Consider the following 10106-nt stretch of genomic DNA (forward strand, 5'->3'; position numbering starts at 1 on the left):
TCAAAATGCACAACGGGTATTCTATTGTATCGTATTCCAAATAAAAGTAGTGGATAGAATCATTATAAAAAATATTAGTTTTCCCTCTTAAACTGTAATTATCATCAAATAAATCTTGATTGGATTCTATTGCTGAAATTGTATTTTGATAATCAATTTTCTTAGAACAGCTTATTGTTTCTATAATAAATATGCTAATAAGAAGTTTTCTCATTCTGTTTAATATGATATACAATATGTTAAAATACATATTTTTAAACAAAAAAATCCCTCAATTTCTTGAAGGATTTTAAATTTTATTTGATCTAAAAAATTAATTACAACCACTCATCATCATCTTCTGAATCTTCTAATTCAGCATCGATGAATTGAATATAAAATGCAACAATTTCTCCTTTTTCATTGTATCCAAAGTAAGCGGGATAAATTCCTTCACCAAAACCAGCTTGAAAAATTGGCGATTTGAATTCTGTATTTGGAATTGTCCAATTGATCCAATCTCCTTCTTCTGATTGATATTTCGGATTATTTTTAGCGTTTTCTACAAATAATGCATTGAAATAATCATCATATAAATTTACATCACCTTTACTTTCGAATTCATCAATAAACTTTACAAAAGAATCTTTTGCTTCTGCATCAACAATTGTTGCTAAACCACTTTCAATAGAAAAACCAAAATATTCTCCTTCTTGTAATTCGTCAATCAACTCAATTCCTTTCATTGCTTCTTCATAACGAACAGGTTTTTCGTTTGTAAAAGCAACTTTGATACAACCAATCAAATTCTCAACATCACCATCGTCTTCAAATTTTACGATGCTTGCAGTTACAGGAAAATTACCTTTTGGCGTTTCAAGGAAATAAGGATCTTTGTCCATTGATAAATATTCACCCAAAGGATCATTTACAAAGATTTTACCTGATGGTAAAGAAACTTCTCCCATTTCGATTTGGTCGATTTCTACACCTCCAATTTCTTTATCTGTAAAATATTTTTCTAAATCATTAGGAGCTAAAGTGAATTCTCTTTTAGATTCCCAAGTTTTTAACCATTCTGCTGTTGGTTGCATAAATTATTGTTTTTAAGTGGTACAAAATTACATTAAATAATGAGACTAGCTTAACTTTTATATGTTAGTGAAAAATTAAATTATCTTAATTTTTTTCTCAACTCGTTCTTATCAATATCATATTCTAAATGCATGATCGAAATTAAATCATCTTCAGAAAGTAAATTGTTTTTGTAATATTGAATTAAAAATGATTCGATTTTAGAAAATTCATTTAATGATTTTTGTAAAAAATAAGCTTCAACAAATTGATTATCTTTTGTTTTTAATGTAATTAAATTACTAATTCCGTGCGAACCTTCTGGGTTTTCGAACTCACCAAATTCTTTTACAGCTTTTCCTTTGTAATCTTCATTATCAATGACAATAGAAAATAAATCGTTGATTGAAAAAGTTTGATCCTTTACAGAAATTGTATCTTTTGTAAATGTCAATTTTCCATCAAAATTACCTTTCAATTCTGTAGTAGGTCTTTTAAAATAACCATTCCAATAAGCAACAGCAGTAGCTAAAAGCCCAATAAAAATGTAATAATACGTTTGATTTTTAAAAACTTTCAGCTCCAAAAACACAAAACTAATTACAGTAACGGCGAGAAATGATAAGATTACTTTCGCAATTTGTTTATTATTTTTTTTAGGTTTTTCTGGTACAAAAATTTCAAAACTATAACTATCCATGTGCTATTTCTTTACGAACTCTACTTAAACTTTCGGGTGTGATGCCTAAATATGAGGCGATCATCCATTGTGGTATGCGAGAAAGTTGGTTGGGATAAAGACGCATAAATTCTAAATAACGAGTCTTTGCAGATGCACCAAGTAATAAATTAATACGATCTTGTAAACTGCGCACATGATTTTGAATTAATTTATTTTGAGCAGCTAAATAATTTGGATTTAATCGAGTGATTAGATTATTTAATTTTTCATTCAATAAAATAACGGTAGAATCTTCTATTGCTTGAATATAAAACTTTGATTGTTGCTTACAAAAAGCACTATTTCTATCACTTACAATCCAATTTTCTGTTCCGAATTGTAAAACATGTTCTTTTCCGTTTTCATCTATTGTATAAGAACGAATAACACCAGATTCAACAAAAAAATAATCTTCGGAATATTCACCAGGTTCTAAAATAAATTCATTCTTTTTGATGTGTTTTACTACCAAAAATTTTTCAATTTCTACCCATTGTTCTTCTGTGAGATCAATAATATTTGATAAATGTTTTTTATAATTTTCCATATGTATAGGAATGTGCAACAAATTTAAGAGAAATTAATCAATAAAATTGTATCAATATTTGTTACAATTGAAAATTTTGTACTAAATTTGTCCCATCGATTTAGAGAAATGAATAATTTAAGATTTGCAACGGCGATTCATATTTTAGTTTTGACTGAAAAATTTAAAGGACAATTAATTACTTCTGATTTTATTGCTGGAAGTATTAATGTGAACCCTGTTGTGGTTCGTCGTGAAATAAAATTCTTGAAAGAAGCAGGTTTTATCGATTCGAAAAAAGGTAAAGAAGGAGGAATTTATTTAGTTAAAAATTCTGCTGATATTTTGTTAGGTGATGTGTATAAAATTGTCAATCAAGAAAATGTTTTTGGACGAATGAATCATACCAATCCAGAATGTCCAGTTGGTAAACAAATGAATGACAATCTTGAAAGATTATTTGATAATGCTGAATCAGATTTAATTAAATCGTTAAATCATAAAACTTTAAAACAATTTTCTGATGAATTTCAGTAAAATTTTTTATCTTTAAATGTAACAAAATTAATTACAATATAAAATTAAATAAAATGAGAGTAGCAGTAATTGGAGCAACAGGTTTTGTAGGCTCACATATCGTAGAAGAATTGGTAAATAGAAATCAATCTATCAAAGCATTTGCACGAAATACTGACAAGGTTTTAGATAGTAAAAATGTAGCAAAAGTGGCGTTAGATGTAAACGATGTACAGGCTTTGGCGACAGATTTGAAAGGTGCTGATGTAGTTGTAAGTGCATTTAATGCAGGTTGGGCAAATCCAAATATTTATGAGGATTATTTGAAAGGTGCAAAAGCAATTGAAGAAGCAACTAAATTAGCTGGTGTAAAGCGTTTGATTGTTATTGGTGGAGCGGGAAGTTTGTATGTGAATGATCAAAAAGAATTACAAATTGTAGACACACCAGATTTTCCTGAACAAATAAAACAAGGCGCTTTGGCAGCGAGAGATTATTTTAATATCTTGAAACAAGATAATGAGTTGGATTGGACAATGTTTTCTCCAGCGCCAGAAATGCATCAAGGAACATCTGGAGAGCGAAAAGGAACATATCGTTTAGGCAATGATGTACCAGTTTTCAATGCAGAAGGGCGTAGTATTTTGTCTGTGGAAGATGTTGCAGTGGTGATTGCAGATGAAATAGAAAATGCAAATCATATAAAAAGCAGATTTACAGCAGCTTATTAAGATATTTGAGTAAATTTACAATAAAATTATTTTTATAGGACAATTTTTTGTTTTTGGTACGGTTTGTGAAAAACAGATAACAAATACAAGAATAATGAAATTGTCAATCGCAATAGGAAGTTTAATCCTAAGTTTAGGATTTGTTCTAATATGCTCTTTTCTAAATCTTGGTGTATTTTTTAATCAACTACTTGGAGTAGTTTTTCTGTTCTGTAGTTTGTTTATGGGGTATTTAGGTTTCGTCAATTTATTTGATTACCTAAATCATTCAAGATTATTAAATAAAGGAGTAAAAGTAAAAGCACATATTATTGAAATAAAAAGAGGTTTATTAGGAGAAAATCATTTGCCAGATTATATAGTTGAAGTCTTTTATAAACATCCTAATAATGAGAAAATTTACTATACAGAGTTTGAATATTTTGGAGATGTTAATGCAAATGAGATTTTAAAAAAAGGAAAAGATGTCGATATCTTAATCGATCCTCAAAATCCAGAAAATATATATTATAAAAATATAATTTAAAAAAGGCTGTCCTAACAAATAGACAGCCTTTATTATTTTTATTAGGATAAAAACTATTGTTTGATATACGTTTTATTTCCGTTATCGTTGATATAGTATTTTCCACCTTTTGGTCCTACATAAACTTTGTGTCCATTGTAAGTCCCTGCAGTAGTTGTTTTAGCTACAGTCGTTTTTGTTTCTTTTTTTGGAGTAGTCGTTTTCTCCACTTTTTTTTCTGAAGCTACTTTTTTGTCATTGACTGTTTTAGCAGTTGCATCAGTTTTCTTAGTTGTAGTTGCTTTTACATCCTTTTTTGTTTCTGTTACTTTTTTATCAGTTGTAGCCTTTGTTTTTGCCATTTCTGTTTTAGCAGTTTTAGTTGGAGTTTTAGTTTGAGCAAATGCTACAGTAGATCCAGTAAATGCAAATAAGCTAAGCGCGATAGCTGTTTTTTTAATTAAATTCATTGTAATTTGGTTTTGAATTGTTATTTATATTCAGTTAAAATTTCTATTCAATATTAAATAAATTATCCACCAAAACAACCAAAATAAACTTAAGATTAGCTTAAGAATAATTATTTCAAATGATCCAATAACATTTCTGCTGTCGCTGGGTTTGTAGCTAATGGGATATTGTGTACATCGCACAGTCTCAGTAACATATTTACATCTGGTTCGTGCGGATGTTTTCCCATCGGATCTCTAAAAAAGAAAACCATATCTGTTTTTCCTTCTACAACTCGAGCGGCAATTTGCGCGTCACCACCAAGAGGACCAGATAGATAGCGCGTTACTTTTAGTCCAGTTTGCTCTGCATACTTTCCTGTAGTCCCTGTAGCAATAAATGTGATATTATTTTTGTTTAAAGCTTCTTTATGTTTCATTAAAAAATTGACCATTTCAGCTTTTTTTCCATCATGAGCGATCAATGCTATTTCCATATATTTTTTCTATTTAATCTAAAATCTTACTTTTGTACAAAGTTAGCAGAACAATCTTAAATAACGAGTTGTTTTAAGAATTATAAATAGTATACGACTATGAAATTTAATTTATTAACAGTAAAAGAAATTGTAAAATTAACGGCTGATGCTGTTCAAATTTCGTTTGATGTTCCTGAGGAATTACACGAAGAATACAATTTTTTACCTGGACAATATATCACTCTTAATATTAATGGAGAACGAAGAGATTATTCTTTGTGTGAATCTCCTAATGATAAAAAATGGAGCATTGGGGTTAAATCTCAACCAAATGGAAAGATTTCTTCTTATTTAGCAAATGAACTAAAAGTTGGTGATCAATTGGAAGTTTCTACACCAAGTGGACGTTTTACAATTCCAACAAAACCAAACGAAAAACGTACGTTATTAGCTTTTACGGCGGGTAGTGGAATCACGCCAATTATGAGTATGTTAGAGTTTACTTTGCAGACTGAAGAATGGGTAAATTTTCATATTTTTTATGTAAATAGAGATGAAAACTCAATCATGTTCAAAGAGCGTTTGACAGAATTGAAACAAAAATATCCAAACAATGTTTTTATTCATCATTTCTATACGCGTCAAGATCAAGAGAATTTTATTTACAACGGACGAATTGATGAGAAGAAGTTTGATTTAATTTTGAATCAAATTATTGATATCAATGAAGTCGATGAAGCAATGGTTTGTGGACCAGAAGAAATGATTTTGACTTTAGCGAAGAAAATCAATGAAGCGGGAATTATCGAGAAACATATTCATTTCGAAATGTTTAATCCTTCAGTGAAAACAGAAGATATTTTTACAAAACATGACGAAGGACCTCAAACGGTTCAAGTTACTGTAACACTTGATGGAGAAACTTCTGAAGTGACTTGGGATAGAGGAAAAAATTTGATTGATACAATGTTAGACGCTGGTATTGATGCGCCTTATTCATGTAAAGGTGGTGTCTGTTCGTCTTGTATGTGTAAGATAACGGAAGGCGAAGTGCATATCGGAGACAACTATGTATTAACAGATTCTGATTATGAAGAAGGAATGACGTTAGCGTGTATTTCTCGTCCAAAAACAGCTACTTTAGCAATTGATTTTGACGAAGTTTAAGAACAAAAAATATCTAATAAAAAAAGACGGAAATTATAAATTTTCGTCTTTTTATTTTATGATAATTTAATTTTCTTCATCAAACATTTCTTTGAATGAGACAAATTCTCTTCCAGGAAGAATCAAATTTAAAGCAACTCCAATTATAGAAGCTAAAGCCATTCCTTCTAAAGAAAATAAATCTCCAATGTGGATTGCTGCACCACCGATTCCAATGATAAGAATAACAGAGGAAATAATAAGGTTTCGTTTAATCTTGAAATCAACTTTATTCTCGATTAGCATTCTTAATCCGCTCGAAGCAATAATTCCGAATAATAAAATAGAAACGCCGCCCATAACTGGTGTTGGAATTGTACTTAATAAAGCTGAAACTTTACCACAAAATCCAAATAAAATAGCAAAACATGCTGCTCCAATAAATACATAAATGCTAAAAGCTTTTGTAATGGCTAAAACACCAATATTCTCGCCATACGTTGTGTTTGGAGGTCCACCTAAACAAGCTGCAATCATTGTTGCAATACCATCTCCTAACATCGATTTATCAAGACCTGGATCTTCGATTAAGTCTTTGTTCACGACTTTACTCAAAACTAATTGATGTCCGATATGTTCTGCGATTGGTACAATTGCGACCGGAATCATTAAGAAAATAACATACCAAGACAAAGTTGGTGTGTAATCTACAAAAGGAATGGTAAAATCTGGAATCATAAACCATTTAGCTTCTATAACAGGATTTAGGTCGACAACTCCCATCGTAATTGCAAAAAGATATCCACCAATAATTCCGACCAAAACTGGAATTACACTCAAAAAACCTTTACTGAAAATTGCTGTAATTATCGTGATAATTAAGGTAACAAAACCAATTATAACATAGGTTAAATCATATTCACCAGAAGGATTATTTGTCACCATTTTGATTGCTGTAGAAGCTAATCCCAGACCAATTACCATAATTACTGGACCAACAACAATAGGGGGTAAAAGTCTCATTAACCATTTTGTTCCTGCCGTTGCTATAAATAGTGCGACCAATGAATAAGTAACTCCTACCAAAAAACTACCAACCAAGAAACTTCCTGTCGCAATTCCACTTTCTGGGTTTGTTTCTAAAGCTTTCATTGCGATAATTGGATTGATAAAAGCAAATGAAGATCCCAAATATGAAGGGACTTTTCCTCGTGTAATTAAGATGAAAACTAAAGTTCCGATTCCACTCGAAATTAATGCAATTGCTGGAGACATTCCTGTCAAAGCAGGAACTAAAACTGTTGCACCAAACATTGCAAAAAGATGCTGTATACTTAATAATATACCTTGTCCTAACTTCGGTTTTTCGTCGATCGCTAAGATAATATTTTGGTCATTTTGTTGACTCATTTGTAAAAGAAATTGAAATTGTTTTGTTTGAATGCAAAAGTAGCTCAAAACGATTAATAAGTATAGAAATCATATAACTATTTAGCGAAATCTTGTAAATGGTTTTGGAACAATTCTATCGAAATTTGTAAGACAAAAATCAAAGAGTTATGGAAACAAAAGAATTAAAATTCAAAACAAATATAAATTGTAGTGGTTGCGTGAGCAAAGTGAAACCTTTTTTAGATAAGTTAGATGGTTTAGAAGCTTGGGAAGTTGATACTGATAATCCAGACAAAGTTTTGTCTGTAAAAATTAATCAAGCAACAGACGAAGAAATTATTGATACAATTGAGGAAGTTGGTTTTTCAGCTGAATTAATTGAGGAATAGATATTTTTTTAGGTAGAATGACTTATTTTTTGTGATAGTTTAAGTCAATATAATCTCAAGTTAATCTTGTGTTGACTTGAGATTTTTTATTTTTTCGAAATTGTAGAAAGAAAAGTACGCCCATAGCAAGTTGAAGAATAAATAATAAAATAATCCAAGTATTCATTTTTGCTGCAAAATCAGATAATTGATTGTACATTACATCATATTTATCTACCGAAGTTTCAGCTATATTTTTCACAAACTGTATATCGTTCGATTTTTCAATGAGCATAATTTGTTCACCTTTATAACCTTCATTTTTATTCGGAACAACTTCAATTTGATTAGCGCTTACAAAAAACAGAAAAATACTAATGATTGTAGATAAAAATAATAGAAAATAATTGATGTATTTCATGAGTTAGATTATGTTTTGCAAAGATACACTAACTTTTATTAGCTTGTTGTATATGCGCCAAATGATGATTGCAATTCCAAGCATAAATCGCAAGATTTGTTTACTGATGACGAAATTTTTTGTCCCAATCACTTTCAACAAAAGAATTTAACAAAGTAACCCAACGTTGATGCAGCCTTCAGAACGATATTATTGTTCGAATTTAGGTTCTGAAAGAGAGGTGATTTCATTCTGAATTTTTTGTGGAAACTCACGAATTGTTAAAATTCATCATTCAATAGATTCTTTGTTAAATGATGTTGAAATTTCAAATTTTCTAGTGTTTTCATATTGTTCTTAAGTTTAAGAAATTTTTACAACTTTACTGATAAAAATTATTCTATTTTGTTAAAACAAGTCACTAACTTTGCAACTTCAAAAAATAATTGTGCAAACCAAACGCATCATAAAATTTGTCACGATACTGATTATTTTTATAATTCAGTTTCTGTTTTTATTTTCGATAATGAACGAAAGAATAGAACATTATCTTGTTCCTTACATTATTGCTGCAATTTGTTTACTTTTGATTGTGGTTTACCGCAAGTTTCCACTGCATCATCACGAATATTCTTTTGATCGTAAAACTTTGGTTTTATGGATTCCTATTGCAGCAATAATTACATATTTGATCAATAATAAATTAGGTTTAGGCGGTGTTTTTTCTGCAGGAATTATAGGAACTTTAGGTTCTTTTTTAACGAAGTTTAATTCTCGTTCAGAATATCTAAAACAAATTGCAGGACCAATTTATTGTGGTGCTTTCATTGGGATGACTTCGCTTGATTTTCAGTATGTTTATTGGATGATTATTTCGGCTGGAGTTTTTACTGCCTTGTTATTTTTTGCTACAAAATCTTTATTTGTTGGTGTGGGTGGAAAGCTAGGAACATTAGCATTTATAGGCGTTTTGTTGAGTATGTTGTTGTTTAAATTAATTATTGGCTAATGATTATTGAATTTTTAATATTAATGATGTTTTCAATAATTGCTTCATTAACAACATATGAATTAAACATTCGTTTCAAACAAGGTCCAGTTCGTGCCTCTGCAATGATTGCAATGATTGTCGGTGGATTTTTCTATTTTTTTCCAACAATTTTACCAGAGTTTTATACCAAAAATATTCCGTTGTATGTAATTGGCGGAACTTTCATTGGAATGGTATCATCAACCATAAATATTAGTTATTTTTCGTTAGTTTTTTCTCCAATTTTATTTGCAGTTTTATTGCATTATACGAGCAAAATTTTCAATGGTTATGGAGGGGCATTAGGTACAACTGCTTGTATTTCGTTGATGTGCACAATGGCATTTCCTATTATCACAAAAAATAAAAAGGTAACATATGGTTATCGTCTAATTCGAATTATTTTTAAGAAAAGAAAACGTAAGAAAATTATTAAACGAAAAGTTTAATCAAAACAATTGAAAACAATCTCTCCCAGTATTTTACTTTTCCAATAATTGATCTGTTTAATTTCTGATTCACCTAATAATTCTAAATCAGAAATGTTTATTTTTTTATTTAATTCTTTTGGATTTAGAAGGATCAAACTTGAATTTACTTCGGCTTTTAATTGTGAAATTAATTCAATAGGAAAGTCAATAAATTTCAAATCAAAGCATCTATTTTTTTCTACACAAGCAAAGATTAAATAAGTTGAATTTACTATCAAATAAAAATTTTGTTTTGTCTTTTGATAATTAATTTTAATTTGATAAAAGTTAGAAGAATCAACCCGTTGTGCATTTTGATT

The 10106-nt window shown here is 29.7% G+C and carries 16 protein-coding genes; 7 read left to right on the forward strand and 9 right to left on the reverse strand.

Going from position 1 to position 10106, the window contains the following annotated elements; all coding sequences use genetic code 11:
* The 4 genes from B3I31_RS03685 to B3I31_RS03700 all read right to left on the reverse strand — a co-directional run.
* A partial coding sequence (locus tag B3I31_RS03685; RefSeq protein ID WP_291059145.1) for a hypothetical protein occupies positions 1-214 on the reverse strand: 214 nt, incomplete at its 3' end.
* A gap of 103 nt (positions 215-317) precedes the next feature.
* Positions 318-1073, reverse strand: a complete 756-nt coding sequence (locus B3I31_RS03690) for a DUF4241 domain-containing protein (protein ID WP_038335748.1) — start codon at positions 1071-1073, stop codon at positions 318-320.
* Positions 1074-1153: 80 nt separating this feature from the next.
* A complete protein-coding gene (locus B3I31_RS03695) occupies positions 1154-1753 on the reverse strand; it encodes a hypothetical protein (protein ID WP_219035245.1) in 600 nt (199 codons plus the stop codon).
* Positions 1746-2321, reverse strand: coding sequence for a Crp/Fnr family transcriptional regulator (locus B3I31_RS03700; protein ID WP_125349347.1), 576 nt, complete (start codon positions 2319-2321; stop codon positions 1746-1748). Before B3I31_RS03700 ends, B3I31_RS03695 begins: the two co-directional genes overlap by 8 nt.
* 108 nt (positions 2322-2429) lie before the next feature.
* Here B3I31_RS03700 and B3I31_RS03705 point away from each other — a divergent pair, with 108 nt between their 5' ends.
* The 3 genes from B3I31_RS03705 to B3I31_RS03715 all read left to right on the forward strand — a co-directional run bounded on the left by B3I31_RS03705 (position 2430) and on the right by B3I31_RS03715 (position 4073).
* Positions 2430-2837 (forward strand): RrF2 family transcriptional regulator, encoded by a 408-nt coding sequence (locus B3I31_RS03705; RefSeq protein ID WP_221854439.1) that lies wholly within the window; start codon positions 2430-2432, stop codon positions 2835-2837.
* 53 nt (positions 2838-2890) lie between these two features.
* Positions 2891-3547: an NAD(P)-dependent oxidoreductase gene (locus tag B3I31_RS03710; protein ID WP_291087612.1), complete on the forward strand. Its 657-nt coding sequence runs from the start codon at positions 2891-2893 to the stop codon at positions 3545-3547.
* 94 nt (positions 3548-3641) lie between these two features.
* Positions 3642-4073, forward strand: coding sequence for a hypothetical protein (locus tag B3I31_RS03715; RefSeq protein ID WP_125349350.1), 432 nt, complete (start codon positions 3642-3644; stop codon positions 4071-4073).
* Between the two features lie 53 nt (positions 4074-4126).
* Here the strand turns inward: B3I31_RS03715 and B3I31_RS03720 are convergent, their stop codons facing one another.
* Entirely contained in the window at positions 4127-4522 is a 396-nt protein-coding gene (locus B3I31_RS03720) for a hypothetical protein (protein ID WP_125349351.1), read from the reverse strand.
* A 110-nt stretch (positions 4523-4632) separates the two neighbouring features.
* Positions 4633-4998, reverse strand: a complete 366-nt coding sequence (locus tag B3I31_RS03725) for a methylglyoxal synthase (protein ID WP_019973715.1) — start codon at positions 4996-4998, stop codon at positions 4633-4635.
* Between the two features lie 99 nt (positions 4999-5097).
* On the opposite strand from B3I31_RS03725, the gene B3I31_RS03730 reads away from it, so the two are divergent.
* Positions 5098-6147: a 2Fe-2S iron-sulfur cluster-binding protein gene (locus B3I31_RS03730; RefSeq protein ID WP_125349352.1), complete on the forward strand. Its 1050-nt coding sequence runs from the start codon at positions 5098-5100 to the stop codon at positions 6145-6147.
* Between the two features lie 66 nt (positions 6148-6213).
* Here the strand turns inward: B3I31_RS03730 and B3I31_RS03735 are convergent, their stop codons facing one another.
* Positions 6214-7536: a solute carrier family 23 protein gene (locus tag B3I31_RS03735; protein ID WP_221854442.1), complete on the reverse strand. Its 1323-nt coding sequence runs from the start codon at positions 7534-7536 to the stop codon at positions 6214-6216.
* Between the two features lie 149 nt (positions 7537-7685).
* On the opposite strand from B3I31_RS03735, the gene B3I31_RS03740 reads away from it, so the two are divergent.
* The gene (locus B3I31_RS03740) at positions 7686-7907 is read left to right on the forward strand and encodes a heavy-metal-associated domain-containing protein (protein ID WP_038335762.1); all 222 of its coding nucleotides are present in this window, start codon (positions 7686-7688) and stop codon (positions 7905-7907) included.
* A gap of 55 nt (positions 7908-7962) precedes the next feature.
* Here the strand turns inward: B3I31_RS03740 and B3I31_RS03745 are convergent, their stop codons facing one another.
* The gene (locus B3I31_RS03745; protein ID WP_221854443.1) at positions 7963-8307 is read right to left on the reverse strand and encodes a hypothetical protein; all 345 of its coding nucleotides are present in this window, start codon (positions 8305-8307) and stop codon (positions 7963-7965) included.
* A 505-nt stretch (positions 8308-8812) separates the two neighbouring features.
* On the opposite strand from B3I31_RS03745, the gene B3I31_RS03750 reads away from it, so the two are divergent.
* Positions 8813-9295: a hypothetical protein gene (locus tag B3I31_RS03750; RefSeq protein WP_115000270.1), complete on the forward strand. Its 483-nt coding sequence runs from the start codon at positions 8813-8815 to the stop codon at positions 9293-9295.
* Positions 9296-9318: 23 nt separating this feature from the next.
* Positions 9319-9765, forward strand: coding sequence for a hypothetical protein (locus B3I31_RS03755; protein WP_147279982.1), 447 nt, complete (start codon positions 9319-9321; stop codon positions 9763-9765).
* On the opposite strand, the gene B3I31_RS03760 is transcribed toward B3I31_RS03755, so the two are convergent.
* The coding region (locus B3I31_RS03760; protein WP_291087615.1) for a hypothetical protein at positions 9762-10106 on the reverse strand (345 nt) is incomplete at its 5' end. The genes B3I31_RS03755 and B3I31_RS03760 overlap by 4 nt on opposite strands.

The sequence above is a fragment of the Empedobacter sp. UBA3475 genome, assembly GCF_002378465.1.
GTDB lineage: Bacteria > Bacteroidota > Bacteroidia > Flavobacteriales > Weeksellaceae > Empedobacter > Empedobacter falsenii_B.

Bases quoted from the DNA above. Each gene is read 5' to 3' on its own strand.
- B3I31_RS03725 (WP_019973715.1), bottom strand. From the start codon at position 4,998: ATGGAAATAGCATTGATCGCTCATGATGGAAAAAAAGCTGAAATGGTC.
- B3I31_RS03735 (WP_221854442.1), bottom strand. From the start codon at position 7,536: ATGAGTCAACAAAATGACCAAAATATTATCTTAGCGATCGACGAAAAA.
- B3I31_RS03695 (WP_219035245.1), bottom strand. From the start codon at position 1,753: ATGGATAGTTATAGTTTTGAAATTTTTGTACCAGAAAAACCTAAAAAA.
- B3I31_RS03740 (WP_038335762.1), top strand. From the start codon at position 7,686: ATGGAAACAAAAGAATTAAAATTCAAAACAAATATAAATTGTAGTGGT.
- B3I31_RS03750 (WP_115000270.1), top strand. From the start codon at position 8,813: ATGAACGAAAGAATAGAACATTATCTTGTTCCTTACATTATTGCTGCA.
- B3I31_RS03715 (WP_125349350.1), top strand. From the start codon at position 3,642: ATGAAATTGTCAATCGCAATAGGAAGTTTAATCCTAAGTTTAGGATTT.
- B3I31_RS03700 (WP_125349347.1), bottom strand. From the start codon at position 2,321: ATGGAAAATTATAAAAAACATTTATCAAATATTATTGATCTCACAGAA.
- B3I31_RS03705 (WP_221854439.1), top strand. From the start codon at position 2,430: ATGAATAATTTAAGATTTGCAACGGCGATTCATATTTTAGTTTTGACT.
- B3I31_RS03730 (WP_125349352.1), top strand. From the start codon at position 5,098: ATGAAATTTAATTTATTAACAGTAAAAGAAATTGTAAAATTAACGGCT.
- B3I31_RS03745 (WP_221854443.1), bottom strand. From the start codon at position 8,307: ATGAAATACATCAATTATTTTCTATTATTTTTATCTACAATCATTAGT.
- B3I31_RS03720 (WP_125349351.1), bottom strand. From the start codon at position 4,522: ATGAATTTAATTAAAAAAACAGCTATCGCGCTTAGCTTATTTGCATTT.
- B3I31_RS03755 (WP_147279982.1), top strand. From the start codon at position 9,319: ATGATGTTTTCAATAATTGCTTCATTAACAACATATGAATTAAACATT.
- B3I31_RS03710 (WP_291087612.1), top strand. From the start codon at position 2,891: ATGAGAGTAGCAGTAATTGGAGCAACAGGTTTTGTAGGCTCACATATC.
- B3I31_RS03690 (WP_038335748.1), bottom strand. From the start codon at position 1,073: ATGCAACCAACAGCAGAATGGTTAAAAACTTGGGAATCTAAAAGAGAA.